Here is a 26,514-nt window from a genome sequence, read left to right on the forward strand (position 1 = left end):
CACCCTACGGCCCGGGGACCGCGGGTGCGGCGTCAGCCACCCCCGCTCGCGCCGCTCCCGCGAGCCTCGTCAGGGCCCCCCGCGCCACGGCGGGATCCGTGGTGGTCCAGAACGGCGGCATCGACCGGGTGAGGAAGGCCCCGTACCGCGCGGTGGCGAGGCGCGGGTCCAGCACCGCGACGACGCCGCGGTCGGTGTCGCTGCGCACCAGCCGCCCCGAGCCCTGAGCCAGGAGCAGGGCTGCGTGCGTGGCCGAGACGGCCATGAAGCCGTTGCCGCCCGCGGAGTCCACGCTCTCGGCCCGCGCGGAGCGGACGGGGTCGTCGGGGCGCGGGAACGGGATCCGATCGATGAGCACGAGCCGGCACGCCGGTCCGGGCACGTCGACCCCCTGCCACAGGGAGAGCGTGCCGAACAGGCAGGTCGGCTCGTCCTCCTGGAAGGCGCGCACGAGGGTAGGGAGCTGGTCGTCCCCCTGGCACAGGACCGGGAAGGGCAGCCGTTCGCGCATCGCCTCCGTGGCTGCCTCGGCCCCGCGACGTGAGGAGAACAGTCCCAGCGTGGCACCACCAGCCGCGCGGACGAGGGCCTCGATCTCGTCGAGCTGGTCGGTCGCGGTACCGCCCCGCCCCGGCGTGGACAGGTGTTTGGCCACGTAGAGGATCGCGCTGCGGGGGTAGTCGAAGGGGCTCCCGACGTCCAGCCCCCGCCATGGCCGGACGGCCTGCGGGTCCGGTGGCGCGGCAGCGCGGGCGGGAGGGGCCTCGTCCGCATCCCCCCGCAGCTCCTCGGGGTCGAGCCCGACGGCGCGGGCCAGGGGCAGGAAGCTCCCCCCGAGGGCGAGCGTCGCCGAGGTCAGCACGGCGGTGCGCCCCGTCAGCAGGTGCGACCGGACGAGGCCTGAGACGGCGAGCGGTGCACCGTGCAGACGCGTCGCACCAGGCCGCCCGTGCTGCTCACCCCGGGCGCACCACAGCACGTCACGCCCGTCCTGCGCGGCGTCGCCCCCCATCCGCTCGGCGATCTCGAACAGCGCCAGCACGGCCGAGGTCGCCAGCTTGAGCCCACCGCCCGCAGCGGGGTCGGGAGTGCCGCCCTCGGGGCGCAGCGCTGTCATCAGCCCGCGTGCCGCGTCGCGCACCGCGTCGACGGCCATGGCCACGTCCGCCGGCAGCCCTCCGCGCAGGCGCCCTTCCGGGAGGCCCGCGAGCACGGCCCCGAGCCCCTGACCCGCCGCGTCGAGGTCGGTGGTGAGGACGCCGCCGTGCCGACGCGCCAGACGTGCGGCCTGCTCGATGCTCACGGCGGACAGCTCGACGGTGGCCTGGGCGGTGACCCGCTCGGCGAGCTCGTGGGCCTCGTCGACGACGAGCACCTCGTGCTCGGGAAGCACCCCGGGCGAGCCCCCGGCGGCGATCCCCAGCATCGCGTGGTTCGTGACGACCACGTCCGCCTCGCGGGCCCTGGCGCGGGCCTGCTCGGGGAAGCACTCCTCGATCATCGGGCACCTGGGCCCCAGGCACTCCATGGCCGTGACCGAGACCTGCCGCCAGGCCCGGTCCGAGACCCCGGGGACGCAGTCGTCGCGGTCTCCGGTGGCGGTCTCCTGGGCCCACTCGCGCAGGCGCACCACCTGACGCCCGAGCGTGCCGGCCCCGTCCCGGTCGGCCTCGCCGCCCGGGTGGTCCGCGGCGCCGGGCGCCTCACCGAAGGCCGCGTCGAAGAGCGTCCCAGGCTCGTCCTGGGGGTAGCCGCCCGCGACCTTCTGGGCGCACACGTAGTTGTGCCACCCCTTGAGCAGGGCGATCTGGGGCTCGCGGGGCAGGGACGGGGTCACGGCCTGCGCGACGAGCGGGAGGTCACGGGTCATGACCTGGCGCTGCAGCGCGAGGGTCGCGGTCGAGACGACCACCCGCTCGTCGGCCAGGACCGCGTGCCGCACGGCCGGGACGAGGTAGCCGAGCGACTTGCCGGTCCCGGTGCCCGCCTGGACGAGCAGGTGCTCACGGTGCTCGATCGCCTGCGCGACGGCACTGGCCATCTGCTGCTGCCCCTCACGGGGCCGCCCGCCGAGGGCACCGACCGCCTGGTCGAGCAGCTGGAGGACGGGCGGCGCCCCGGCTGTCCCGGGCGCCGCCTCGGAGGAGCTCCGCTCGGAAGGCCTCGTCCCGGGGACGCCGTCGGCCGGGCTCTCCGAGGGATCCGGGTCCGGGCGCGCTGTCACCCGGGGAAGCCTAGGCGCTCGTGGGGACGCCCGAGGTCGTGCCGGGTCAGGCCACCGAGGCGGAACGCAGCTCTGCGGCGAGATCCGGGTCGACCAGGGCGCGCAGAGCCGTCCCGGCCTCCAGGTGCCGCTCGGTGTGGATCTCGCCCTCGCTGTGCACACGGCTCACGAGGTCACCGCGGCCGTAGGGGACGACGACCTCGACGAGCTCCTCAGGGCGCGGCAGCTCGGCCGCGACGCGCTCGCGCAGGTCGTCGATCCCCGCGCCGGTGTAGGCCGAGACCACGACAGAGCGCGGCTCCCGACGGCGCAGCCGGGCGACGACCTCGGGGTCGGCGACGTCGGCCTTGTTGAGCACGATGAGCTCCGGGACGTCGTCGACCCCCTCGATCTCGGCGAGGACGGCGCGCACGGCCGCGATCTGCCCCTCTGGGTCCGGGTGGGAGACGTCGACGACGTGGAGCAGCAGGTCGGACTCGCCCACCTCCTCGAGGGTCGAGCGGAACGCCTCGACCAGCTGGGTCGGCAGGGAGCGGACGAACCCCACGGTGTCGGCCAGGGTGTAGTCACGGCCGTCCGGGGTCTGCGCCCGGCGCACGGTCGGGTCGAGGGTTGCGAACAGCGCGTTCTCGACCAGCACCCCGGCCCCGGTGAGCCGGTTCAGGAGGCTCGACTTGCCGGCGTTGGTGTACCCCGCGATCGCGACCGAGGGAACGTGCCGCCGCCGGCGCGAGGAGCGTTGCGTGGCCCGCGCCGGGGTCATCGCTGCGATCTCGCGCCGCAGCTTGGACATCCGGGTACGGATCCGACGGCGGTCGAGCTCGATCTTGGTCTCCCCCGGGCCGCGGGACCCGATCCCGGCACCGGCGGCGACCCGCCCACCGGCCTGGCGGGACATCGACTCGCCCCAGCCGCGCAGGCGCGGCAGCAGGTACTCGAGCTGGGCGAGCTCGACCTGGGCCTTGCCCTCCCGGGACTTGGCGTGCTGGGCGAAGATGTCGAGGATCAGCGCGGTGCGGTCGATGACCTTGATGCGCACGATGTCCTCGAGGGCACGGCGCTGCGAGGGCGCCAGGTCCGCGTCGATGATGACGGTGTCGGCCCCGGTGGCCTGGACGATCTCGGCGAGCTCGGCGGCCTTGCCCGAGCCGAGGTAGGTCCCCGGGTCGGGGTTCTGCCGTCGCTGCAGGACGCCGTCGAGGACCTGCGAGCCGGCGGTCTCGGCGAGGGCGGCGAGCTCGCGCAACGAGACCTCGGCCTCCTCGGCGGTGCCCCTGGTCCAGATGCCTGCGAGCACGACCTTCTCGAGGCGCAGCTGCCGGTACTCGACCTCGGTGACGTCGTCGAGCTCGGTCGACAGGCCCGCGACGCGGCGCAGGGCGGCACGGTCGGCCCGGTCGAGCTGGTCACCGTCGCTCTCGGAGAGGCGGGTCCCGCCGAGGTCGAGGGCCGTGCCCGCTCGGGCCAGCACGCGCGCCACGACGGCGTCGGCGAGCTCGCGGGCCTCGCGCTGGCGGTCCACGCCGTCCTGGTCGTCCAGGTCAGCCGGGGCGGGGTCGGTCGTCGGGTCGGTCATCGGCACCTCTCGTCGGGAGTCCCAGGGTGGCACGCGGCGGGGCGTGCGGCGAGGCAATTCCTCGCACAGCGGACGACCGGGGCCGGTAGAGTGCGCGCCGTGCCCGAGCCAGGACCTCCTCCCGAGGACCACTACTTCACCGCCGAGCCCGCCTCGGCCGACGAGCGCCGGACCATGTCGGTCCACCTGGCCGGCCGCGAGGTGGTGGTCGACACCGCTCCCGGCATCTTCTCCCCGGGACGGCTCGACCTCGGCACCCAGGTCCTGCTCCGCAGCGTGCCGCCCCTCCCGGCGGGCGGTCACCTGCTCGACCTCGGCTGCGGCTGGGGCCCGGTCGGCCTGACGATGGCCCTCACCTCCCCCGAGGCGACCGTGTGGGCGGTCGACGTCAACGCACGGGCCGTGGACCTGCTGCGCGGCACAGCCGCCCGCCTCGGGCTGACCAACCTCCGCGCGGTCCGCCCCGACGAGGTGCCCGAGGTGGCCTTCGCGGCGGTGTGGTCGAACCCCCCGATCCGCATCGGCAAGCCGGCCCTGCACGCGATGCTCGAGCAGTGGCTGCCGCGGCTCGAGGAGGACGCGAGCGCGCACCTGGTGGTGCAGCGCAACCTGGGCGCGGACTCCCTCCAGCGCTGGATCGCCGAGAGGCTCGGCACCGACGTCGAACGGGTCGCGAGCGCCAAGGGGTTCCGGGTCCTGCGGGTCTCCGCCCGGGGCTGACCCCACCCGGGCGGGGGCCTCAGACGGAGGGCCTCGCCGCCGCGTCCCGGACGAGAGCCTCGAGGTCGACCTCGCCGTCGGCGACCAGACGCGCAGGACCGGCCAGCTCGACCCGCCCCCCGGGCAGGGCTCTCACCCGCACGGTGCCCCCCGGGACCTCGACCAGCCAGGTCGACGGGGCCTCGGCCCCGGCCCAGGTCCGCACCGCCATCGCGGCCGCGCAGGCCCCCGTCCCGCACGAGCGGGTCTCCCCCACCCCACGCTCGTGCACCCGCATCCGGAGCCGGCCGACGACCTCGCCGTCGGGCCCTGTCTCCTCGCCGAGGGGCACCACGAGCTCGACGTTGGTCCCCGCGAGGGGGGTCGGGGTGACGACCGGCGGCCGGGTCAGGTCCGCGGCCGCGAGCTCGGCGGCATCGGCCAGGGCCAGGACCGTGTGCGGGTTGCCGACGTCGATGCTCAGCGCCGGGCGCACCACGGGGAGGCCTGGGACCTCGACCTCGGCGTCCATCCCCCGGGCCGCCGCCCCGGCCCCCCCGGGCATGGTCCAGCCGCCCATGTCCACGGCGTACCAGCCGCTGCCCTGCGGGTCGCTGTGCACGCGGCGCACCCCGGCGCGGGTCGCGAGAGCGAGGGCCCCGGTGCCGTCCCACAGACCGAGGCGCTCGGCGAACAGGGCCGCGACGCGCACTCCGTTGCCGCACATCTCGGCGAGGGTCCCGTCCCCGTTGCGGTAGTCCATGAACCACACGGCGGACGGGTCCTCGGCCAGGGCGTCTGCCCCCTCGGCGAGACGGGTGCTGCGCACCAGCCGGATGACCCCGTCTCCCCCCAGTCCGGCGCGACGGTCCGCGAGGCCTCGCACGAGGGCGGGGGTCAGGTCGACCTGGCCGTCGGGGTCGTGCAGCAGGACGAAGTCGTTCTCGGTGCCGTGCCCCTTCGCGACCCGCAGATGCGGTCCGGGGCCGAGGGTCGTCGTGGCCTTCACCGTCGTGGAGCTCATGAGCCGAGGGTACGGCGACGGCCCCCGGGGTCAGGCAGCATGCCGCGGTCTGCCCGTCCGACGAGGTCGAGGGCCTGCTCGACGAGGTCGGTGGCCTGAGCGTCGAGCCAGTGCACGCGGGGGTCCCGGCCGAACCAGCCCATCTGCTTGCGCGCGAGCCGGCGCGTCCCTGCGGCCACCGCCGCGCGCGCCTCGACCTCGGTCATGTCGCCCCGCAGCACGGCGAGCCCCTCGGCGTACCCGACGGCCCTCGCCGCGGTCCGCCCGAGACCGTCGAACCCGGGCCCGGCGAGCGCTCGGACCTCGGCGACCAGACCCCGCTCCCACATCCGCTCGACCCTCTGCTCGATCCGCCCGTCGAGCAGCGCACGGTCGCAGTCCAGGCCCAGCTGGACGGCCGGCGCCTCGTACACGTGCTCGGGCAGGGTCGCGCTGTAGGGACGACCGGTCAGGGTGATCACCTCGAGGGCGCGGACGATCCTGCGCGTGTTCGCCCGCTCGATGCGGTCCGCCGCCGCGGGGTCCGCCGCGCGCAGCTCGTCGTGCAGCAGTCCCGGGCCGTGCTCGCGGGCGCGCCCCTCGAGCGCCGCCCGCACCGCCTCGTCGGCGGGCGGGAAGGTCAGGCGGTCCAGCAGGGCTCGGACGTAGAGCCCCGAGCCGCCGACGACGACGGGGCGGCGTCCCCTGGCCAGGACCGCGGCGAGGTCCGCCCTGGCGTGCCGCTGGTAGGACGCGACCGAGGCGTCCTCGGCCACGTCGAGGACGTCGAGCTGGTGGTGCGGGACCCCTCGGCGCTCGGCGAGGGCGAGCTTGGCCGTGCCGATGTCCATCCCGCGGTAGAGCTGCATGGCGTCGGCGTTGATCACCTCCCCGCCCAGGTGCTCGGCCAGGGCCAGCCCGAGGTCGGACTTCCCGGTCGCGGTGGGTCCCACCACCGCCACGACCTGGGGTGCGCCGCTCACGGGGCCCCCGTCCCGCCGCCGGGCGTCCAGTCCACGACGAGGTAGCCGGCACCCCAGGGCGCGGCGTCCAGATGCAGGCGCCCGCGCCACGGGGCGTCGCCCACCGCGCCGAGCAGCACCTGCCAGGGGGCCCAGGCGCTCACCGCGAGCGCCGTCGCCTCCTCGGCAGGGACCGCGGCCAGGCGCGCCCGGGCGGGACCGTCGAGGGTCACGAGATCGGCCGCGAGGCGGACGTCGGTCCCGGGGGCGCGAGGGTCCTCGGGCAACGGGGCGCGGGGCCCGCGGCGGGCACTCAGCGAGCCGACGAGCAGGAGCGCCGTCCGGGCAGCGGGGTCGGGGTCGGGCCGACCCGCCAGCCTCCGCCCGAGGCCGGCCAGCGCCGCCGCATCCCCCTCGAGGGGCGGGGCCAGCTCGACCGGTCCACGCCAGCCCACCCGGGCGAGGCCCCAGGACGCGACCGCTGTCCCGACGTCTCCGCCCGAGCCGAGGGCCACGGGGGCGGCACCGGGAGCGCCGAGGCCCTCGGCGGCGATGGACGGGTCGATCCCCGCCGCGGCGAGCCCTCCGCCGTGGCGCCGAGGGCTGACGACGACGACCTGTGCGGGCCGGGCGGCGGTGAGCGCCCCGATCGCCTCGAGGCACGCCTGGCGCTCGACCTCGAGCACCGTGGCACGACCGGCGCCCCCGGGCACCAGCAGGGCGGACTCAGGCACGAGGGCAGCGGCGACGAGCACCCCCAGACGCTACCGGCCCGAGCCCCGCGGACGCCCGGCACCGTCCCGGTGGGACCGAGTAGGGTGCTCCGATGGGGTTCTTCTCCTGGGTACGACGCGTGCGCGACACCCCCGCGGTGCGTGAGGACGACGCACGGCAGGGCGGACGGCCGATGGCCGGGCTGCTCGGGGCCCCGGACCGTCAGGCACCCGACCAACGGTCCGAGGACGGCCTGACCACGCCGCTGTCCCGCGAGCGACTGTGCGCCTGGTTCGCCGAGCACGGCTACACGTACTTCGTCGACAACGACGGCGACGTGGGCGGCCTGTGGCGCGGAAGGCTCTTCTACTTCTTCCTGTTCGGCGAGCGCCAGGAGATCCTCCAGGTCCGTGGGCAGTGGAACCGGGAGTTCGCGATCGAGCGCCTGACCGAGGTGCTCGAGGTGTGCAACGAGTGGAACGCGGAGCGCGTCTGGCCCAAGGCCTACGTGCGGGTCCGCGACGACGGCATGGTGCACGTGACCTGCGAGGTGTCGACGGACCTCGAGCACGGTGCCACCGACGACCAGCTGGGCCAGCTCCTGCACTGCGGCGTGAGCGCCTCGAGCACCGTCTTCGACCTGCTCGACGAGCTGTACCCGGACCCCGCGGCGGCAGCACCGTGAGCGCCCCCGGCCGTGGGCGGGAAGCCACGGGGGCCGACCAGGCCGCACGCCGACCCTCCCCGGTCGACCTGTCCCGGGTCGAGGCCTACCTCGTCGGGCGCGGGTACCACGTCGCCCACGACGAGGACGGGGACCTGACCGGCACCTGGGACGGTGACAGGTTCTGGTTCCTGCTCCTGGGAGAGCAGCACGAGATCCTCCAGGTCCGTGGCCGGTGGCACCGCACCCTGCCCGCGCACCGCCGGGCCGCGGCGCTGCTCGCGGTCAACGACTGGAACCGCGAGCGCATCTGGCCCAAGGTCTACCTGCGCGACGAGGACGAGGGGTCTGCCCTCTACACCGAGGTCTCGGTCGACCTCGAGCACGGTGTGACCGACGACCAGCTGGGCCAGCTCGTGGCCTGCGGACTGGGCACGGGTGTGCAGTTCTTCGCGGCCCTCGGCGGCCTGGTCCCGGAGGACTGAGCTCACGCGCTGAGAGGGTGCCGGCCAGCAGCCGAGCGCCCGGCGGGCTCAGGGGCGCAGGGTCGGCACCCCGAGGAGCACGGGACCGCTGGTGGCGGAGGCCGACCCGTGGCCGTGGTCCTGCTCGCCGCCCTTGGCGCGCTCGGCCCGGGCCCAGGCGTCGCCGGCCCGGGTCCGCCGCACGAGGTACGGGCCCCCGTCGAGGGCCGAGTCGGCCTCGAGGTGGTGCGGGGCCGACCTGGTCACGCGGACCGTCACCAGGTCGCCGGGGCGCGCGCGGTCGGGGTCGAGGTCCGCCGCGCTGCGGGGATCGGGCGCGGCGCCGCCCGAGGCTGCTGCCTCCCGGGCGACGACGTCGGCCCTCGACGTCGCCGCGCTGACCGAGAGGGGCTCGGCGAGGTGGACGAGCCGGTTGTCCGCGGCCCGGCCCGTCACGCGATGGGTCGCGCCGTCCTTGCGGCCCTCCCCCTCGATGACGAGCACCTCGACCGTGCGACCCACCTGGCGGGCGTTCTCCTCGGTCGAGATGCGCTCCTGGAGCGCCGTCAGACGCAGGTAGCGCTCCTGCACGACCTCCTTGGGGAGCTGGTCGGGCAGGTCAGCGGCGGGGGTGCCGGGCCGGGGCGAGTACTGGAAGGTGAAGGCCGAGGAGAACCGCGCGGCCTCGACCACGCGCAGGGTCCCGGCGAAGTCCTCCTCGGTCTCCCCGGGGAAGCCCACGATGATGTCCGTGGTGATCGCGGCCTCGGGCATCGCCGCGCGCACCCGGTCGAGGATGCCGAGGAACTTCTCCGAGCGGTACGAGCGCCGCATGGCGCGCAGGATGCGGTCCGACCCCGACTGCAGGGGCATGTGCAGCTGGGGCATGACGGTGGGGGTCTCGGCCATCGCAGCGATCACGTCGTCGGTGAAGGAGGCGGGGTGCGGCGAGGTGAAGCGCACCCGCTCCAGGCCCGGGACGGCACCCACCGCGCGGAGCAGCTTGGCGAAGGCCCCCCGGTCGCCGAACTCCACGCCGTAGCTGTTGACGTTCTGACCGAGCAAGGTCACCTCGATCGCCCCGTCGGCCACCAGAGCCTCGACCTCGGCGAGGATCTCGCCCGGGCGACGGTCGCGCTCCTTGCCGCGCAGGTGCGGGACGATGCAGAAGGTGCAGGTGTTGTTGCAGCCCACCGAGATCGAGACCCACCCCGCGTAGACCGACTCCCGGCGGGTGGGCAGCGTCGAGGGGAAGACCTGGAGCGACTCCGCGATCTCGACCTGGGCCTCGCTGTTGTGCCGCGCACGGTCCAGGAGGACCGGGAGCACGTCCAGGTTGTGGGTGCCGAAGACGACGTCCACCCAGGGCGCCCGCTCGACGATGCCGGAACGGTCCTTCTGCGCCAGGCACCCGCCGACCGCGATCTGCATGCCGGGCCGGGTGTTCTTGACCGCAGCGAGCTGCCCGAGGTTGCCGTACAGCCTGCTGGCGGCGTTCTCGCGCACAGCGCAGGTGTTGATGACCACGACGTCGGCGCGCGAGGCCGCGGCGTCCTCGGGGGCGGCAGGGACGTAGCCGGCCCCCTCGAGCATCCCAGCCATGTGCTCGGAGTCGTGGACGTTCATCTGGCAGCCCAGGGTGCGGACCACGTAGGTGCGCGGAGGCGTGAGGGTCGTTGACATCAGGACCAAGGGTACGGCTCGCGCGCCCCCGGCGGAGCAGGCTGCGGCCTCAGGACGGCGGCGCGAGGTGTCCAGGGAGGGGCGGATGTTGTCGGAAGGTTCTTTTCCTGGTCGTTGCCGATTTGTGACCGTGTGGGCTGGCTCGCGAAACATGCGCCCTCTACGGTCAGCACCATGGCTCACGATCGTGCACTTCCCTCGGACGCCGGCGTCCCCGACCGGAGCGAGCTCGGCGCCCCGCTCGTCGTCCTCGACAAGGTCAACAAGCACTTCGGTGCGTTGCACGTCCTGCAGGACATCGACCTGACCGTGCACCGCGGCGAGGTGGTCGTCGTGATCGGGCCCTCGGGATCGGGCAAGTCGACCTTGTGCCGCTCGATCAACCGGCTCGAGACGATCGACACCGGCACCATCACGATCGACGGCGTCCCGGTCCCGGCCGAGGGCAAGGCGCTGGCCCGCATGCGCGCCGACGTCGGCATGGTCTTCCAGTCCTTCAACCTCTTCGCGCACAAGACCGTCCTCGAGAACGTCACCCTCGGGCCGATCAAGGCCAAGGGGCTCAAGAAGTCCGAGGCCAAGGCGCTCGCGATGCAGCTGCTCGAGCGCGTCGGCGTCGCGAACCAGGCCGACAAGCTCCCCGCCCAGCTCTCGGGAGGTCAGCAGCAGCGCGTCGCGATCGCCCGTGCCCTCGCGATGAAGCCCAAGGTCATGCTGTTCGACGAGCCGACCTCGGCCCTCGACCCGGAGATGATCAACGAGGTCCTCGACGTCATGGTCTCCCTCGCGGCGGAGGGGATGACCATGATCGTCGTCACCCACGAGATGGGCTTCGCGAGGAAGGCCGCCCACCGTGTGGTGTTCATGGACGGCGGCCAGGTCGTCGAGGAGGCCGAGCCCGAGACCTTCTTCACCACGCCCGAGAGCGAGCGCGCCCAGGACTTCCTGTCCAAGATCCTCACCCACTGACCGGACAGATCGACCAGCACGGGCGGCCACGATGGCCGCCGCGACAGACCTGTCACCGCTGCACCCGGCGGGACAGCACACGGAAGGGGACACGCCCATGCGTTCACGATTCGGAGCCGTCGCGGCACTCGCCGCGGCCACGCTCGCACTGACAGCCTGCAGCTCGGACGCCGAGGAGCCCGACGCAGGGACCGACGAGCCGAGCGAGACCGCGGACTTCCCGGAGGGGTCGACCATGGCGACCCTCGCCGAGGCCGGCTCGATCACCATCGGCACCAAGTTCGACCAGCCGCTCTTCGGCCTCGTCGGACCGAACGGCGTTCCCGAGGGCTTCGACGTCGAGATCGCCACGATGATCGCGGGCAAGCTCGGCATCACCGCGGAGGACATCCAGTGGGTCGAGACGATCTCGGCCAACCGCGAGCCGTTCATCGAGTCCGGTGAGGTCGACCTCGTCGTCGCGACCTACACGATCAACGACGAGCGCAAGGAGATCATCTCCTTCGCCGGCCCGTACTACGAGGCGGGCCAGTCGATCCTCACCCTCGCCGACAACGAGGACATCCAGGGACCTGAGGACCTGGACGGTGCCCGGGTCTGCACCGTGTCCGGCTCGACCCCCGAGGCGAACCTCCTCGAGAGCTTCCCCGAGGCCGAGGTCGTCCCCTTCGGCGCCTACTCCGAGTGCCTCGAGCCGCTGCGCAACGGCCAGGTCGACGCGGTGAGCACGGACAACGTGATCCTGGCGGGCTTCGCCGCCGAGAGCGACGACCTCGAGGTCCGGGGCGAGCCCTTCACCGAGGAGCCCTACGGCATCGGCCTGGCCCTCGAGGACGACGAGTTCCGCGACTGGATCAACGACGCCCTCGAGGAGATGTACGAGGACGGCAGCTGGACCGCCGCCTGGGAGAACACGGCGGGCACGGTGCTGCCGACCCCCGAGCCCCCCGCCGTCGACCGGTACTGATCGCGGCTGAGTCCGACCGAACGGGCTCGACCCACCGGGCGGGGGGGGCCCGGCCCCGGGCCGCGCCCCCCCCCCCCCCGGCCCCCCCCCCCCGCCTCCGACACCACCACCGTGCGCATCGCCGCACCCGAACGAAGGGGACCACCGGCGTGGACGTGCTCGTCGACAACATGCCGTCCTACTGGGCCGGATTCCAGGTGACGTTGCGCCTGACCCTCTACTCGGGGGCGATCTCGCTGGCCCTGGGACTGGTCCTCGCCGCGCTGCGCGTCTCGCCGATCCGTCCGTTGCGCGGCCTCGCCGCCACCTACGTCGAGCTGCTGCGCAACACTCCGCTCACGCTGGTCTTCTTCTTCATGATCCTGGTGGCCCCCCAGTTCGGGATCATCGCACCGCTCGGGTTCTGGACGGCGGTGATCTGCCTCTCCACGTACACCGCGGCCTTCGTCGCCGAGGCGGTTCGCTCGGGCATCAACAGCGTGGGGGTCGGTCAGGCCGAGGCCTCGCGTGCCATCGGGCTCACCTTCGGCCAGAGCCTGGGCAACGTCATCCTGCCCCAGGCCCTGCGCTCGGTGGTCCCGCCGATGATCAACGTCTTCATCGCCCTGACCAAGAACACCTCGGTGGCTGCGGGCTTCGCCGTCGTCGAGCTGGTCGGCAGCGGTCGGCGGATCTCGCAGGGAAACCCCGGTGACGCGGTGGTCGTCCTGCTCGGCGTCGCGCTGTTCTACCTGGCCATCACGATCCCGCTCGGCGCCATCGCCAGCACCGTCGAGCGAAAGGTGGCGTTCAGCCGATGAGCTCCGTCCTCTATGACGCCCCCGGGCCGGTCGCACGCCGGCGCGAGCGCTGGGGCTCCGTGATCGGTGGCGCGGTGCTGCTGGGGCTCGTCGCGCTCGCGGCCTACTACGCCCACGGTCGGGGTGTGTTCGGCATCGACCGGTGGGACGTCCTGTTCGACCCCCCGAAGGGTCAGACCGCCGCCGACGTCTGGACGTCGATGCTCGTGTACGGCCTCGGCGCCACCCTCCGGGCCGCGGTGGTCGCGGCCCCCCTCGCGCTGGTCCTCGGCCTCGTGCTCGCTGTGTGGCGCACCGCCCGCCGCTGGTGGGTGCGCGCCCCCGCGATCGTGATCATCGAGCTCTTCCGCGGCCTGCCCGTCCTGCTGATGATGTTTCTCGGCTCCCTCGGCTTCGGCTGGAGCGCCTTCGCCGCGGTGGTCTTCGGGCTGACGGTCTACAACATGGCCATCATCGCCGAGATCCTGCGAGCGGGGCTCGCCTCCCTCCCCCGAGGCCAGGCGGAGGCGGCGTACGCCGTCGGGCTCTCGAAGTCGCAGACCTTGTTCACCGTCCTGCTGCCCCAGGCTGTCCGGACCATGCTGCCGAGCCTCATCGCCCAGCTCGTCGTCCTGCTCAAGGACTCCTCGCTGGGCTACATCGTGGGCTACGCCGAGCTCCTGCGGTCGATCCAGAACAACGGGCAGTACTTCGGCAACGCCTACTACATCGCCCTCTTCGTGGTGGGGGCGGGGATCTACCTCGTCGTCAACATCTCCCTCTCCCGCCTCGCGATGCGGCTGCAGCGCGGACCCACCAAGCGGACCCCCAGAGCCGCGAAGCCAGCGACCGCCGGCCTGCCTGCGGGGGTCGGGGACATCTCGTGACGCCGGCTCGACCGTGATGCGTGGCGGGCGCCTTCGTGCGGAAGCCTGAGCTCAGCCGGCGGTCGCGCTCGCGCGGATCTCCCGGATGGCCGTGACGGTGATCTCCCCCGGGTAGCTGAGGTCCTTCTCGATGTGCCTGGCAATGGTCTCGGCGAGGCCCGCCATGGCGGCGTCGTCGACCTCGGTGGGCTCGACGACGACCCGGACCTCGCGCCCGGCCGACATCGCCACGGCTCGGCGCACCCCCGAGTGAGCCACCACGAGGGCCTCGAGGGTGTCCATCCGCTCGATGTACTGGTCGAGCTCCTCGCGCCGAGCGCCCGGTCGGGCGGCCGAGCAGGCGTCGGCAGCCTGGACCAGCACGGCCTCGAGAGTCTCGGGAGGCACCTCGTCGTGGTGGGCCGCGATGGCGTTGACCACGGCCGGGGCCTCTCCGACGCGGCGCGCCAGGTCAGCACCGACGAGCGCATGCGTCCCCCCGAGCTCGGCAGTCAGGGCCTTGCCCACGTCGTGCAGGAAGGCCCCGCGCCGGGCGAGCTCGACGTCGGCCCCCATCTCGGCGGCCATCGACGCGGCGATCTGGGCACTCTCCACGAGGTGCGCCAGGACGTTCTGGCCATAGCTGGTCCGCAGCCGGAGCCGCCCCAGGGTCTCGACGAGCTCGGGGTGCAGACCGCTGACCCCGGCTCTCTCGGCCGCCTCGTGCCCCGCCGCCACGGACCTCTCGACGGCCCCCTCGACGGCGTGGGCATAGGCGATCTCGATGCGCTGCGGATGGATGCGTCCGTCGGCCATGAGGTCGGCGAGGGCCACCGCCGCGACCTCGCGGCGCTCGGCGTCGAAGCTGGACAGCATCACCGTGCCGGGGGTGTCGTCCACGATGACGTTGACTCCGGTCAGGGCCTCGAAGGTCCGGATGTTGCGACCCTCCTTGCCGATGATCCGGCCCTTCATCTCCTCGGCCGGCAGCGGGAGGGTGGTGACCACCGTCTGGGCGCTCGTCGGGCCGGCAACGCGCTGGACGGCCGTGGCGACGATCCGTCGGGCCCGTTCGTCGGCGGAACGGCGAGCCTTCGCCTCGACGCGACGTACCTGTGTCGCTGCCTCGTTCTTGGCTGCCGCGACCATCCGCGCCACCTGCTCGGCGCGGGCCTCCGTCGCCGAGAGACCGCCGATCACGGCCAACGCGGCATCGGCCTCGTCACGGGCGGCGGCGGCGGCCTGCCTCAGCGCGGCCGCCTCTGCCTCAGCCTCGGCGAGCCGGCGGCTCGCGGACGCCTCGAGCTCGCGCACCTCCTGGCGCTCGCGTCCCAGCTCCTGCTCCCGCAGGGTCAGACGCTCTTCGCGTCGTTGAGCCTCCGCGACGAGGCTGCGGGCCTCGTCCTTGATCGCAGCGACGTCGGCCTCGGCCCGTGATCGCGTCGCAGCGGCCTCGCGCCGGGCCAGGAGCACCAGCAGCAGGGCGACCAGGCACGCCATGAGCAGCACGACAACGATCGCGACCTCACCCACCGTCGCTCCTTCCAGGACCTGGTCGGCTCAGTCGCCCACCGGGGACCCAGAATCCCACGCCTCGGCAGCCTCGGCGTCCACCAACTCGCGGATCAGGCGCGAGGCGAGGCCCGGCCCGTACCCCTTGCGCGCGAGCATGGCGACCGCTCGACGCGCCTTGACCTCGGGGGCCAGCCCGGTGCTCGACCGCCAGCGGCGCTCTAGCAGCCTCCGCGCGCTCTCCTCCTCGGCCTCGTCGTCGACCGTCGCGAGAGCCTCCTGGGCGTGCTCGTCCTCGATCCCCTTGCGCCGGAGCTCCTGGGCGAGCGCCCGGCGCGCGAGCCCTCGCGACTCCCGCTGGCTGCGGACGAGCATCTGGGCGTACTCCGCATCATCGATCAGTCCGACCTCGGTGAAGCGATCGAGCAGGCGGTCGGCGAGGCCCTCCTCGACGCCCTTGCGAGCGAGGGCCTGGGCAAGCTGGTGCCTGCTGCGTGGCGCCCCGGCGAGCTGGCGCAGCAGGATCGCACGGGCCACCGACTCGGCCTCGGGCTCTGGGTCGACGGCCGCCGCCCCCTCCTCAGGGGGCTCGGCCGCCGACCTCGACCGCGGGCTCAGAAGTCGACACCACCTGCCGGGTCCGCAGGAGCGTCGACCTGGGCGCCGATGCCCAGCTTCTCCTTGATCTTCTTCTCGACCTCGTCCGCCAGGTCAGGGTTGTCGCGCAGGAAGCCCCGAGCGTTCTCCTTGCCCTGCCCGAGCTGGTCCCCCTCGTACGTGTACCAGGCCCCGGACTTTCGGATGAATCCGTGCTCCACACCGAGGTCGATCAGCCCGCCCTCTCGCGAGATGCCGACCCCGTAGAGGATGTCGAACTCGGCCTGCTTGAAAGGCGGCGCCATCTTGTTCTTGACGACCTTGACCCGTGTCCGGTTCCCGACCGCGTCGGTCCCCTCCTTGAGGGTCTCGATGCGCCGGATGTCCAGCCGCACCGAGGCGTAGAACTTGAGGGCCTTGCCACCGGTCGTCGTCTCGGGCGAGCCGAAGAAGACACCGATCTTCTCGCGCAGCTGGTTGATGAAGATCGCGGTCGTGCCCGACTGGCTCAGCGCCCCGGCGATCTTGCGCAGCGCCTGGGACATCAGCCGAGCCTGGAGGCCGACGTGGCTGTCGCCCATCTCGCCCTCGATCTCGGCCTTGGGCACGAGGGCCGCGACCGAGTCGATGACGACGATGTCGATGGCTCCCGACCGGATCAGCATGTCCATGATCTCGAGGGCCTGCTCACCGGTGTCGGGCTGGGACACCAGCAGTGCGTCGGTGTCGACCCCGAGCTTCTTGGCGTACTCCGGGTCGAGGGCGTGCTCGGCGTCGATGAAGGCCGCGATGCCCCCGGCCTTCTGCGCGTTCGCCACGGCGTGCAACGCCAGCGTCGTCTTGCCGGAGGACTCAGGGCCGTAGATCTCGACCACCCTGCCCCGCGGCAGGCCTCCGATGCCGAGGGCGATGTCCACGGCGATCGAACCGGTCGGGATCACCTCGACAGGGGCGCGCCCGTCGTCTCCCAGGCGCATGATCGAGCCCTTGCCGAACTGGCGGTCGATCTGGCCCAGCGCGGCCTCAAGGGCCTTGGAGCGGTCTGCGGGAGCGGGCATGTGTCACCTCGGTGCTCGTGGGCGGCGTGCCACCCGGTTCTCGGTCTGTCGTTCAGGTCTGCGTGTCGTGCGGTGACGCTACGCCCGGCCACCGACATCCATCTCGAGGTGCCGCTGACCCTGGGGATCCCCGCGGTGCCAGGACGCCTGTGCACGACTGTAGCCGAACAGGTGTTCGATCTCGACGCCGGACCGACGACACGCCGGTCACCGCAGCAGGAGGCGCTCGATGCGGCGCGCGGTCCACGCCGTACCCACCAGACCGAGGACGACCAGGTACGCGACGTGCACCAGGAGATCCGGACCGACCTGGCCGAGCATGAGGTCCCGGACCATCGCCACGCCGTGGAACAGCGGCGTGGCCTGGACGACCCCCTGCAGGGCCGCGGGGTAGGTCTCGAGCGGGAAGAAGGTGGCCGAGAACAGGAACATGGGCAGGATCGCGAGCTGCACGTAGTCGAAGTCCGCCCAGGTGCGCATGTAGGTGGTCGCGGCCATGCCGATCGAGGCGAAGGCCCACCCGATGAGCGTCGCGGCGGGGACCGCCAGGAGGGCGAGGGGTGAGGTGACCGCGCCCGCGAGGGCCGCGACCGCGAGGAAGGCCGCCGAGTAGACGAGGCCGCGCAGCAGGGCCCAGGCGATCTCGCCCAGCGCGACGTCCCGCGGGCCGAGCGGGGTGGCGAGGACCGAGTCGTACAGCTTGGCGTACTTGAGCTTGAAGAAGACGTTGGTGGTCGAGTCGAAGACAGCTCCGTTCATGGCCGAGGCCGCGAGCAGGGCGGGCGCGACGAAGACCACGTACGGCACGAGCCTGCCCTCGGTCTCGACGTCCCCCACCAGGCTGCCGATCCCCACCCCCATCGCGAAGAGGAAGAAGACCGGCTCGAAGAACCCCGAGGCGATGATCACCCAGGTCCGGCGGAAGGACCGGTAGTTGCGCTCGACGAGCATCCGCGCCATGCCGGCCCCCGCAGGGATCGGGACGGCGCGCGCCAGCCGACCGGCGGCCGCCACGCGGCCCTGGTCCGGGGCGGCCACTCAGACCACCATCCGGCGGTGCAGCACGCGGACCGCGGCCAGGTAGCCCCCGGCCGCCCACAGCGCGAGGTACCCGACGTGCAGGAGGACCCCGCCCGGGTCCGCCGTCCCGAGGACGAGGGTCCGCGAGGCGTCGACCGCGTGCCACAGCGGCGTCAGCCAGGCCACCGGCTGGAGCCAGCCCGGGAGCTGCTCGATCGGGAAGAACGTGCCCGAGAAGAGGGTCATGGGCATGACCACGAAGCGGAACATCAGGGCCAGCCCACGGTCGTTGGTCAGGCTCGCCGAGTACGCGTAGCAGCACGAGGCGAAGGCCAGCCCGCCCAGGACGGCCACCGGGACGGCCAGCAGACCCCACCACGACCGCACCGTCCCGAGGGCCGCCGCGACGCCGAAGAACACCACCGCTGCCATGGTCAGGCGGACGAGCACGTAGGCCAGGTGACCCGTCACCACGTCGCGCACTCCGAGCGGGGTGGCGAGCATGCCGTGGTAGGTCCGGTCCCACTTGATCGAGCCCATGACCGAGAAGGTGGTCTCCCCCGCGGCGACCTGCAGGGTCGTGGCCGCGAGCACCCCCGGGGCGACGAAGACGACGTAGGGCACCCCGTCGATCCCGCCGGCACCACGGTCGACCAGCATGCCGAGGCCGTACCCCATGCCGGCGAGGTACAGCAACGGTGAGAGGAAGCTCGTGATCGCCGTGCCGAACCAGACCCGGCGGTACTTCGCGAGCCAGTGCGCCGTGACGGCCTGCCAGCCCCCGGTGAGCGGTGCGGTCCCCCCGTCCGCCCCCGGGGCGACCCGCCCGCTCGTCGTCCCGGTGCCCGCCATCAGTCGACCAGTGTCCGGCCGGTGAGGTGCAGGAAGACGTCCTCGAGGGTCGAGCGGCGCACCAGGGCCGAGAGCGGCTCGAGACCGCGGCGGTGGAGCTCGGACTGCGCCGCCTCGCCGTCGGGCGTGTAGAGCAGGAGACGGTCGGGAAGGACCTCGACCCGGTCCGCGACCCCCTCGACCCCCCCGAGGTGAGCCGCGTGGTCCGCCGTGTCGAAGCGCAGCTCGAGCACCTCACGGGTCGAGTGCTGGGCGATCAGGGCCGACGGCGAGCCCTCGGCCACGATCCGACCGTGGTCCATCACCACCAGGCGGTCGCAGAGCTGCTCGGCCTCGTCCATGTAGTGGGTGGTCAGCACGAGCGTGACCCCCTCGCGCTTGAGGCGGAACAGGCGGTCCCAGAGCACGTGCCGGGCCTGGGGGTCGAGCCCGGTGGTCGGCTCGTCGAGGAGCAGGATGCGCGGTGAGTTCACCAGAGCGCGGGCGATCGTCAGACGACGCTTCATCCCGCCGGACAGCGGCTCGACCACGGACCTCGCCCGGTCGGTCAGCTGGGCGAACTCGAGGAGCTCGGCGGCGCGCTCGCGCACCAGACGCCGCGGGAGACCGAAGTAGCGTCCGTAGACCCAGATGTTCTCCTCGACCGTGAGCTCCTCGTCGAGGCTGTCCCGCTGCGGGACCACCCCCAGCCCGGCACGGATGCGCGGCCCGTCGGTGCGGGGGTCCATGCCGAGGACGGTCAGCTCCCCCGCCGTCGGCGGGGACACGCAGCCGATCATCCGCATCGTCGAGGACTTGCCGGCGCCGTTGGGCCCGAGGAACCCGAAGGCCTCCCCCGGACGCACCTCGACGTCGATGCCGTCGACCGCGGTGAAGTCGTCGAAGGCCTTCACGAGGCCTCGTGCGCGGATCATGGGCTCGTGGTCCGCGGACCCTCGGGTCGGGGACCCGGTCGGGTCGGCGGGCACCTGGGGCGGTTCGACGGGCACGGCGCGACGCTACCGCGACCGGTCGACACCCACCCCGTCAGCGGCGGGCCGGGCGTCGCTGGTCGCTGCCCCAGCGGTCCTGCTCGGGCACGTCCATGGCATCGCACAGGGCGCGCCACACCGAGCGCGGGTCCTCACCCTGGTCGAGGGCCTCCCGGCTCGTCCGGTCGCCGAGGGCGCCGAGCACCTGGTCGGCCGCCAGGCTGCGGCCGACCTGCGGTCCGAAGACCTCGTCGACCAGCTCCCAGAACTCGCTGTACCGCATCCCGGCAGCCTGCCACAGCGGATGTCGGTCCCGCCCGCCACAATGGGCCGGTGACCGCCACCCACCCCCCGCAGGATCCGCTCGCGGGGTTCTCGGAGCCGACGAGGGCGTGGTTCTCGGGGGCGTTCGAGGCGCCCACCGCGGCCCAGGCGGGCGCCTGGCGCGCGATCGACGCGGGCCAGCACGCGCTGGTCGTCGCCCCGACCGGGTCCGGCAAGACGCTCGCGGCCTTCCTGTGGGCCCTGGACCGGCTGATGAGCGAACCGGCGCCCGAGGAGCCTGTCGCGCGGTGCCGCGTGCTCTACGTCTCCCCCCTCAAGGCGCTCGCGACCGACGTCGAGCGCAACCTCCGTTCGCCCCTGGTCGGGGTGCGGCAGGCGGCGACCCGCCTGGGCAGGCCCTTCCACGACGTCACGGTCGGGGTCCGCACCGGCGACACCCCACCCTCGGAGCGCAGGGCCTTCGGGGTGCGTCCGCCGGACGTGCTCATCACGACCCCCGAGTCGCTCTTCCTCGTCCTCACCTCGAGCGCACGCGCCGGCCTCGCCGGGGTCCACACCGTGATCCTCGACGAGATCCACGCCCTCGCCGGGACCAAGCGTGGCGCCCACCTGGCGGTCAGCCTCGAGCGGCTCGATGCCCTCCTCGAGGACCACGGAGGCCCTGCCCAGCGGGTCGGGCTGTCGGCCACGGTCCGCCCGGTCGACACCGTCGCGGGGTTCCTGGCGGGGGCCCGGACGAGGGAGGACCGCGGTCGTGAGGTCGTGGTCGTGCAGCCTGGCTCCCCCAAGCAGGTCGAGGTCGACGTCGTCGTCCCGGTGCCCGACCTGACCGACCTCACCACGGCCGGTGGCCTGCCCCGTCCTGGATCGGGCTCGGGTTCGGGGGCGCGACCAGGCCAGGGACCAGCCCCGGGCGAGGCGCCTTCTGGCCCCGTCGAGCAGGAGGACACCGGCCCCCCGCCCCCCGATCTCACCGGGTCCGCCGCCGCCTCCCCGCGCCGGCCCTCGATCTGGCCGCACGTCGAGGAGCGAGTCGTCGACCTGGTCGCCTCGCACCGCTCGACCCTCGTCTTCACCAACTCCCGGCGCGGGGCCGAGCGGTTGACCTCCCGGATGAACGAGGTCTGGGCCGAGAGACAGGGCCTGGACCTGCCCGACCCCGGGGCGCTCAACCCCGCGCAGGTGCAGGCGCAGTCCGGGGTGTCCGTGGGCATCGACACCAGCGACCCCCGGACCGTCCTGGCTCGGGCGCACCACGGGTCGATGAGCCGTGCCGAACGGACCCGCACCGAGAGCGAGCTCAAGGCCGGCGAGCTCCCGGCCGTGGTGGCGACCTCCTCCCTCGAGCTCGGGATCGACATGGGGGCGGTCGACCTCGTGATCCAGGTGGGTGCGCCACCCTCGGTGGCCTCCGGGCTCCAGCGCATCGGGCGGGCCGGGCACCAGGTGGGGGCGGTCTCCCACGGGGTCGTCTTCCCCGCCTTCCGCGGTGAGCTGGTCCCGGCCGCGGTCATCGCCGACCGGATGCGGACCGGGCAGATCGAGCACCTGACCGTCCCCACCACACCCCTGGACGTGCTCGCCCAGCAGGTCGTCGCGATGGTCGCGGTGGACGACTGGACCGTCGCGGACCTGGCCGCCGTCGTGCGCCGGGCCGCCCCCTTCCGCGAGCTCGGCGAGGCGACGCTCCACGCCGTGCTCGACATGCTCGCGGGTCGATATCCGAGCGAGGAGTTCGCCGAGCTGCGCCCCCGCGTGGTGTGGGACCGTGCCACCGACCTGCTCACCGGACGACCCGGCGCCCTGCGCCTCGCCGTGACCAGCGGCGGCACCATTCCCGACCGGGGGCTCTACGGCGTGTTCCTCGCCACCGGGGCGGCGAGCGACGACGACACCACCGACGGCGCCGAGCAGCCCCGCCAGCGCGGAGGTCGCCGGGTCGGGGAGCTCGACGAGGAGATGGTCTACGAGTCCCGGGTCGGGGACACCTTCACCCTCGGGTCGAGCACCTGGCGGATCGAGGACATCACCCACGACCGGGTGCTCGTCACCCCCGCCCCCGGGGTCCCTGGACGCCTCCCGTTCTGGAAGGGGGACTCCCCCGGCCGGCCGGCCGAGCTGGGACGCGAGATCGGCCGGTGGGTCCGGGAGGTGGTCGCAGCCCCCGCCGCCGAGGCACGCCAGACCGTGAGCCGAGGAGGGCTCGACGCGTGGGCGACCGACAACCTCCTCGCCTACCTCGACGAGCAGCGCGAGGCGACCGGGCACGTCCCGGACGACCGCACGATCCTCGTCGAGCGCTTCCGCGACGAGGTCGGTGACTGGCGCGTGGTGATCCACTCCCCCTACGGCGCCCGGGTGCACGCCCCCTGGGCGCTGGTGGTGGCCGCCCGCCTGCGCGAGCGGCACGGGCTGGACGCCGCCGCGCTGCACGCGGACGACGGCATCGTCCTCAGGCTCCCCGACACCGTGGCGAGCGGACGGTGGGACGCGGAGACCGGCCGCTGGGTCGAGCCCGAGGACTCCGGGGTCGTCGACCTCGCGGACATCATGATCGAGCCCGACGAGGTGGCCGAGGCCGTGCGCTCCGAGCTCGGCGGCTCGGCCCTCTTCGCGGCGCGGTTCCGCGAGGCCGCTGCGCGGGCCCTGCTCCTCCCTCGTCGGCGCCCCGACCGCCGGCAGCCGCTGTGGCAGCAGCGTCAGCGCTCGGCCCAGCTCCTCGGCGTCGCCTCGCGGTACCCCGACTTCCCGATCCTCCTCGAGGCCGCGCGAGAGTGCCTCCAGGACGACTTCGACGTCGCGGCCCTGACCGAGCTCATGCGGGACGTCGCAGCACGACGGATCCGCGTGGTCGAGGTCAGCACCCCCACGCCGTCCCCGTTCGCGCAGTCCCTGCTGTTCGGCTACACCGCCCAGTTCCTCTACGACGGCGACGCACCGCTCGCCGAGCGACGCGCCGCCGCCCTGACCCTGGACCCGACCCTGCTCGCCGAGCTGCTCGGACAGCAGGGAGCCTCGCAGCTGGCCGACCTCCTCGACCCCGAGGCCGTCGAACGCACCGAGGCCGAGGTCATGGGCGTCGCACCGCAGCGACAGGCCAAGGATCGCGAGGGGGTGGTCGACGTCGTGCGCCGGCACGGCCCGCTGAGCACCCCGGAGGTCCTCGCCCGGACCCGCGCCGAGGCGCACGAGCAGGTCCCGGCCTGGCTCGAGGAGCTGGTCGACCAACGTCGGCTGCTGCGCGTCAGGATCGGCGGGCCGGCCGCCCGCGAGGACCACTGGGCGACCATCGAGGACGCCGGTCGGCTGCGGGACGCCCTCGGGGTGGCCCTGCCGGTCGGCGTGCCCGAGGTGTTCACCGAGGTGGTGCCCGATCCGCTCGGCGACCTGGTCCGGCGCCACGCCCGCACGCACGGCCCCTTCACCGCCCACCAGGTCGCCGACCGGCTCGGGCTCGGGACGGCTGTGGTCCAGGAGGTCGCGCACCGCCTCGAGGCTCAGGGGGTCCTCGTCTCGGGGCGCATCCGTCCCGGGTCCCTCGGCGGCACCGGAGAGGACTACTGCGACGCGGACGTGCTCAGGACGCTGCGCCGACGCTCCCTGGCCGCCCTGCGTGCCGAGGTCGAACCCGTCCCTCAGGAGACCCTCGGGGTCTTCCTGCCCCGCTGGCAGGGGGTGCTGGAGGCCCAGGCCGCCACCGGTACCGCACGGCCTGGAACGGGCCGCCTGCGTGGGCTCGACGGGCTCGCCCGCGCCGTCGAGCAGCTCGCCGGGGCAGCGGTGCCCGCCTCGGCCCTCGAGTCCCTCGTCCTGCCCTCGCGGGTGGCCGACTACCGTCCGGCGATGCTCGACGAGCTGACGGCTGCCGGGGAGGTGCTCTGGGCGGGGCACGGCTCCCTGGCGGCCCGGGACGGGCTCGTCAGCCTCCACCCGACCGCGACGGCCGACCTGACCCTCGCCCCCGCTGCCGAGCCGAGCCCGGGGACCGAGGCCGTCGGGCGCCTGCACACCGCGCTCCTCGACGCTCTCGAGGGGGGCGGTGCGTACTTCCTCACCTCCCTCGTGCCCCGGGTGCGCGAGCTCCTCGAGCCGAGCCGGGCCGACCCGCACGAGGCGGGCACGACGGGACCCGTCGGACTGACCAGCCAGGCCGACGTGGTCGAGGCGCTCTGGGACCTGGTCTGGGCCGGCCTGGTCACCAACGACAGCCTGGGTCCCCTGCGCGGCCGGCTGGGCAGCGGGCCACCGCGGGCCGGGCGGGCCTCAGGCACCACCCACCGTGCCCGACGGGCCGTGCCCCGCGGCCGGAGCATGGGCGGGCTGGCCCTGCGTCCCCAGCGCGCCGCCCAGCTCTCCGAACCCGGGACCGGGGGGCGCTGGTCCCTGCTCCCTGCCCGGGAGTCCGATCCCACGGTGCGCACCCACGCCCTGGCCGCCCAGCTCCTCGACCGTCACGGCGTGCTGACCCGTGCCGTCGCTCCGGCCGAGGGGATCGGGGCCCAGTTCGGCGCCGTCTACCGCGTGCTGGCGGCCCTCGAGCAGAACGGGCAGGTGCGCCGCGGGTACTTCGTCGAGCACCTCGGCGGCTCGCAGTTCGCGCTGCCGGGCGCGGTGGACGAGCTCCGGCGCGACGGCCCTGCCACCGGCTCCGAGGACGAGGGGCCCCAGAACGTCACCGTGCTCGCGGCCACGGACCCGGCCAACCCCTACGGGGCCGCCCTGGCGTGGCCCGAGTCGGCGGCCAGTCACCGCCCCGGCCGCAAGGCCGGGGGCATCGTCGTGCTGGTCGACGGGCACCTCGCCCTCTACCTGGAGCGCGGCGGGAGGTCGGCGCTCTCGTTCCCGACCTCGACGGCCCAGGTCGAGGCCGCGGCCCGCGCCCTGGTCGCGACGAGCCGGACCGGCCGGCTCGGCAGGGTGGTGCTGCAGCGGCTCGACGGCGAGGAGCTGCTGGACCGTGCGACTCTCGCGACCCCCCTCGCACGAGCTCTCACCGCGGCCGGGGCGACCACGACCCCACGCGGCCTGCGCCTGCCGGAGGCACGATGAGCGCGCGCCGACGCCCTCGCGAGGACCGACGACCTGGAGGGCGGCGTGCCTGAGGGGGACATCCTGCGTCGCGCCGCGCGCACCCTCGACCAGGCCCTGACCGGGCGGGTGCTGCTCGAGGCCGAGCTGCGCTGGCCGACCCTCGCGGGGGCCCACCTCTCGGGGCTCACGGTCCTGGGCACCCAGTCCTACGGGAAGCACCTGCTGATGCGGCTCGAGGGAGACCGCACCCTGCACAGCCACCTGCGGATGGAGGGTTCGTGGCGGATGAGTCGTCCCGGCTCGGCCGAGCTGTCGCGGCAGCGACGAGACCCCCACGTCCGCGCCCTGCTGGTGACCGAGGCGTGGGCAGCCGTCGGCCACCGGCTCGGCATGCTGGACCTGGTGCCGACCCGCGAGGAGAGCAGTCTGATCGGCCACCTGGGACCTGACCTGCTCGCGGAGGACTTCCCGGCGTCGGGCCTCGGCGAGGGGCTCCGGAGACTGGCCGCCCAGGGAGCGACGCCGGTGGCCGAGGCCCTGCTCGACCAACGCGTCGTGGCCGGCCTCGGGACGATCTACGTCGCGGAGTCCCTGCACGTGCGCAGGATCTGGCCCTGGACCCCGTGCGAGGAGCTCGAGGACCCGGCGACCCTGCTCATGACGGGACGCCGACTGATGGAGCGCAGCGTGGCCTCGACCACCCCCACGGCGACCGGGGACGAGAGCCGCGGACGGACCAGCCGGGTGCACGGGCGTGAGGGCCTGCCCTGCCGCCGGTGCGGCACGCCGATCGTGGTCGAGCAGGCACGTCAGCCCCCGGTCGAGCGGCCGGTCTTCTCGTGCCCGACCTGTCAGCCCGGACCCCACGGGTCGCCCGCGCGCCCGCGCAGGAAGACCTGAACGACGAGGCGGCCGCGGGGACGGTGCTCAGCCGACGGGAGCGAGCTCCCCGCGGGCCGCGGTCCAGCGCGGACCGCCAGGGCGTCCGACGCACGCAGCCAGGTCGGCCGGTACGGTGTCGGGGATCAGCAGACCCTCGGCGACAGCCACGCGGTCGCTGACCTCACGCAGGACTGCGGACATGGGGACGTCGAGGGCGTCGCAGATCGAGCCCAGGAGCTCGGAGGACGCTTCCTTCTGGCCGCGCTCGACCTCGCTGAGGTACCCGAGGGACACCCGGGCAGCCGAGGAGACCTCGCGCAGGGTGCGGCCCTGCCGCTGCCGGGCGCCACGAAGGACGTCACCGATCTCGCGTCGTAGGACGATCACCGGTCGACCTCCTTCCTTCGCCTCGTCGAGCGCTGCCCCCGGGAGGGGCGGCCTGGTGGGACCCGACGTGCGTACCCCGCCGCCAGCTGCTCGCTGGCGGTGAGGGGTCCTACCGTACCCCGCGGGGCGGACAGCGTCTCGACCGTCTCGCTGCGGGGATCTGTTCGTCGTCACATCGGTGTCAACGATCCCTGGCCCCGACGTGTTCCCGATCGACGGAGCAGGCCTGCGACCTGGGGCGCGACCTGCTCGCCACCAGGGACCTAGGTCCGGCCCCCGACTGCGGACCGTCGGGAATTCACCCGACCGGCCGCGCCCGCCCAGGTCGCACGGCGGCGTGCGCCGACGG

23 protein-coding genes are annotated in these 26,514 nt (G+C 73.8%); 9 read left to right on the forward strand and 14 right to left on the reverse strand.

The features are described from left to right. Nucleotides 1-4 precede the first annotated feature (4 nt). Complete coding sequence (locus tag J4G33_RS15915) at nt 5-2,224, reverse strand: ATP-dependent DNA helicase (protein ID WP_307793962.1); 2,220 nt, start codon at nt 2,222-2,224, stop codon at nt 5-7. A 46-nt stretch (nt 2,225-2,270) separates the two neighbouring features. Further along, entirely contained in the window at nt 2,271-3,800 is a 1,530-nt protein-coding gene (gene hflX, locus J4G33_RS15920; protein ID WP_208056972.1) for a GTPase HflX, read from the reverse strand. 174 nt (nt 3,801-3,974) lie between these two features. Here hflX and J4G33_RS15925 point away from each other — a divergent pair, with 174 nt between their 5' ends. Next, nucleotides 3,975-4,520: a class I SAM-dependent methyltransferase gene (locus J4G33_RS15925; protein WP_208057022.1), complete on the forward strand. Its 546-nt coding sequence runs from the start codon at nt 3,975-3,977 to the stop codon at nt 4,518-4,520. A gap of 19 nt (nt 4,521-4,539) precedes the next feature. Here J4G33_RS15925 and dapF read toward each other — a convergent pair whose 3' ends face one another. The 3 genes from dapF to J4G33_RS15940 are packed head-to-tail and all read right to left on the reverse strand — an operon-like array spanning nt 4,540 to nt 7,219. After that, a complete protein-coding gene (dapF, locus tag J4G33_RS15930) occupies nt 4,540-5,523 on the reverse strand; it encodes a diaminopimelate epimerase (protein ID WP_208056973.1) in 984 nt (327 codons plus the stop codon). Then, on the reverse strand, nt 5,520-6,485 hold the full coding sequence (miaA, locus tag J4G33_RS15935) for a tRNA (adenosine(37)-N6)-dimethylallyltransferase MiaA (protein ID WP_208056974.1): 966 nt from the start codon (nt 6,483-6,485) through the stop codon (nt 5,520-5,522). Before miaA ends, dapF begins: the two co-directional genes overlap by 4 nt. Beyond that, entirely contained in the window at nt 6,482-7,219 is a 738-nt protein-coding gene (locus tag J4G33_RS15940) for a class III extradiol ring-cleavage dioxygenase family protein (RefSeq protein ID WP_208056975.1), read from the reverse strand. The genes miaA and J4G33_RS15940 overlap by 4 nt, the downstream gene beginning before the upstream one ends. 71 nt (nt 7,220-7,290) lie before the next feature. Between J4G33_RS15940 and J4G33_RS15945 the strand changes: the two genes are divergently transcribed. Together J4G33_RS15945 and J4G33_RS15950 are read left to right on the forward strand one after the other, a co-directional pair. Further along, nucleotides 7,291-7,863 carry a type III secretion system chaperone family protein gene (locus J4G33_RS15945; protein ID WP_208056976.1) on the forward strand — a complete coding sequence of 191 codons (573 nt, stop codon included), beginning with the start codon at nt 7,291-7,293 and terminating at the stop codon, nt 7,861-7,863. Continuing rightward, the gene (locus J4G33_RS15950) at nt 7,860-8,327 is read left to right on the forward strand and encodes a type III secretion system chaperone family protein (protein ID WP_208056977.1); all 468 of its coding nucleotides are present in this window, start codon (nt 7,860-7,862) and stop codon (nt 8,325-8,327) included. The genes J4G33_RS15945 and J4G33_RS15950 overlap by 4 nt, the downstream gene beginning before the upstream one ends. Nucleotides 8,328-8,375: 48 nt before the next feature. Here J4G33_RS15950 and miaB read toward each other — a convergent pair whose 3' ends face one another. Then, nucleotides 8,376-9,989, reverse strand: a complete 1,614-nt coding sequence (miaB, locus tag J4G33_RS15955; protein ID WP_208056978.1) for a tRNA (N6-isopentenyl adenosine(37)-C2)-methylthiotransferase MiaB — start codon at nt 9,987-9,989, stop codon at nt 8,376-8,378. A 174-nt stretch (nt 9,990-10,163) separates the two neighbouring features. Between miaB and J4G33_RS15960 the strand changes: the two genes are divergently transcribed. From J4G33_RS15960 to J4G33_RS15975, 4 genes are all read left to right on the forward strand, one after another. Further along, the gene (locus tag J4G33_RS15960; RefSeq protein ID WP_208056979.1) at nt 10,164-10,958 is read left to right on the forward strand and encodes an amino acid ABC transporter ATP-binding protein; all 795 of its coding nucleotides are present in this window, start codon (nt 10,164-10,166) and stop codon (nt 10,956-10,958) included. Nucleotides 10,959-11,055: 97 nt separating this feature from the next. Continuing rightward, the gene (locus J4G33_RS15965) at nt 11,056-11,925 is read left to right on the forward strand and encodes a glutamate ABC transporter substrate-binding protein (RefSeq protein WP_208056980.1); all 870 of its coding nucleotides are present in this window, start codon (nt 11,056-11,058) and stop codon (nt 11,923-11,925) included. Between the two features lie 149 nt (nt 11,926-12,074). Next, entirely contained in the window at nt 12,075-12,725 is a 651-nt protein-coding gene (locus J4G33_RS15970) for an amino acid ABC transporter permease (protein WP_208056981.1), read from the forward strand. Then, complete coding sequence (locus J4G33_RS15975) at nt 12,722-13,591, forward strand: amino acid ABC transporter permease (protein ID WP_208056982.1); 870 nt, start codon at nt 12,722-12,724, stop codon at nt 13,589-13,591. The genes J4G33_RS15970 and J4G33_RS15975 overlap by 4 nt, the downstream gene beginning before the upstream one ends. 51 nt (nt 13,592-13,642) lie before the next feature. Here J4G33_RS15975 and rny read toward each other — a convergent pair whose 3' ends face one another. The 7 genes from rny to J4G33_RS16010 form a co-directional block, all read right to left on the reverse strand. Next, entirely contained in the window at nt 13,643-15,103 is a 1,461-nt protein-coding gene (rny, locus tag J4G33_RS15980) for a ribonuclease Y (RefSeq protein ID WP_307793963.1), read from the reverse strand. A gap of 27 nt (nt 15,104-15,130) precedes the next feature. Then, a complete protein-coding gene (locus J4G33_RS15985; RefSeq protein ID WP_307793964.1) occupies nt 15,131-15,619 on the reverse strand; it encodes a regulatory protein RecX in 489 nt (162 codons plus the stop codon). Nucleotides 15,620-15,696: 77 nt separating this feature from the next. Beyond that, nucleotides 15,697-16,737 (reverse strand): recombinase RecA, encoded by a 1,041-nt coding sequence (gene recA, locus J4G33_RS15990; protein WP_208056983.1) that lies wholly within the window; start codon nt 16,735-16,737, stop codon nt 15,697-15,699. Between the two features lie 207 nt (nt 16,738-16,944). Next, nucleotides 16,945-17,775: an ABC transporter permease gene (locus J4G33_RS15995; RefSeq protein ID WP_307793965.1), complete on the reverse strand. Its 831-nt coding sequence runs from the start codon at nt 17,773-17,775 to the stop codon at nt 16,945-16,947. Continuing rightward, nucleotides 17,776-18,609, reverse strand: a complete 834-nt coding sequence (locus J4G33_RS16000; RefSeq protein WP_208056984.1) for an ABC transporter permease — start codon at nt 18,607-18,609, stop codon at nt 17,776-17,778. It abuts the gene before it with no gap. After that, nucleotides 18,609-19,523, reverse strand: a complete 915-nt coding sequence (locus J4G33_RS16005) for an ABC transporter ATP-binding protein (RefSeq protein ID WP_208057026.1) — start codon at nt 19,521-19,523, stop codon at nt 18,609-18,611. Before J4G33_RS16005 ends, J4G33_RS16000 begins: the two co-directional genes overlap by 1 nt. Before the next feature lie 112 nt (nt 19,524-19,635). Continuing rightward, nucleotides 19,636-19,863 carry a DUF3046 domain-containing protein gene (locus tag J4G33_RS16010; protein ID WP_208056985.1) on the reverse strand — a complete coding sequence of 76 codons (228 nt, stop codon included), beginning with the start codon at nt 19,861-19,863 and terminating at the stop codon, nt 19,636-19,638. 50 nt (nt 19,864-19,913) lie between these two features. Here J4G33_RS16010 and J4G33_RS16015 point away from each other — a divergent pair, with 50 nt between their 5' ends. Both J4G33_RS16015 and J4G33_RS16020 read left to right on the forward strand, forming a co-directional pair. Continuing rightward, on the forward strand, nt 19,914-24,914 hold the full coding sequence (locus tag J4G33_RS16015) for an Lhr family ATP-dependent helicase (protein ID WP_208056986.1): 5,001 nt from the start codon (nt 19,914-19,916) through the stop codon (nt 24,912-24,914). 45 nt (nt 24,915-24,959) lie between these two features. Continuing rightward, on the forward strand, nt 24,960-25,796 hold the full coding sequence (locus J4G33_RS16020; protein WP_208056987.1) for an Fpg/Nei family DNA glycosylase: 837 nt from the start codon (nt 24,960-24,962) through the stop codon (nt 25,794-25,796). Between the two features lie 27 nt (nt 25,797-25,823). Here the strand turns inward: J4G33_RS16020 and J4G33_RS16025 are convergent, their stop codons facing one another. After that, nucleotides 25,824-26,165 carry a helix-turn-helix domain-containing protein gene (locus J4G33_RS16025; RefSeq protein ID WP_208056988.1) on the reverse strand — a complete coding sequence of 114 codons (342 nt, stop codon included), beginning with the start codon at nt 26,163-26,165 and terminating at the stop codon, nt 25,824-25,826. Between the last annotated feature and the right edge of the window lie 349 nt (nt 26,166-26,514).

The sequence above is a fragment of the Actinotalea soli genome (assembly GCF_017565425.1).
GTDB classification, from domain to species: domain Bacteria; phylum Actinomycetota; class Actinomycetes; order Actinomycetales; family Cellulomonadaceae; genus Actinotalea; species Actinotalea soli.

Excerpts from the sequence above, each read along its gene's own strand:
- dapF (WP_208056973.1), bottom strand. The coding sequence starts at position 5,523 with ATGAGCTCCACGACGGTGAAGGCCACGACGACCCTCGGCCCCGGACCG.
- recA (WP_208056983.1), bottom strand. The coding sequence starts at position 16,737 with ATGCCCGCTCCCGCAGACCGCTCCAAGGCCCTTGAGGCCGCGCTGGGC.
- J4G33_RS15945 (WP_208056976.1), top strand. The coding sequence starts at position 7,291 with ATGGGGTTCTTCTCCTGGGTACGACGCGTGCGCGACACCCCCGCGGTG.
- J4G33_RS15960 (WP_208056979.1), top strand. The coding sequence starts at position 10,164 with ATGGCTCACGATCGTGCACTTCCCTCGGACGCCGGCGTCCCCGACCGG.
- J4G33_RS16005 (WP_208057026.1), bottom strand. The coding sequence starts at position 19,523 with ATGATCCGCGCACGAGGCCTCGTGAAGGCCTTCGACGACTTCACCGCG.
- J4G33_RS15975 (WP_208056982.1), top strand. The coding sequence starts at position 12,722 with ATGAGCTCCGTCCTCTATGACGCCCCCGGGCCGGTCGCACGCCGGCGC.
- J4G33_RS15965 (WP_208056980.1), top strand. The coding sequence starts at position 11,056 with ATGCGTTCACGATTCGGAGCCGTCGCGGCACTCGCCGCGGCCACGCTC.
- miaB (WP_208056978.1), bottom strand. The coding sequence starts at position 9,989 with ATGTCAACGACCCTCACGCCTCCGCGCACCTACGTGGTCCGCACCCTG.
- J4G33_RS15925 (WP_208057022.1), top strand. The coding sequence starts at position 3,975 with ATGTCGGTCCACCTGGCCGGCCGCGAGGTGGTGGTCGACACCGCTCCC.
- J4G33_RS16010 (WP_208056985.1), bottom strand. The coding sequence starts at position 19,863 with ATGCGGTACAGCGAGTTCTGGGAGCTGGTCGACGAGGTCTTCGGACCG.
- J4G33_RS16000 (WP_208056984.1), bottom strand. The coding sequence starts at position 18,609 with ATGGCGGGCACCGGGACGACGAGCGGGCGGGTCGCCCCGGGGGCGGAC.
- hflX (WP_208056972.1), bottom strand. The coding sequence starts at position 3,800 with ATGACCGACCCGACGACCGACCCCGCCCCGGCTGACCTGGACGACCAG.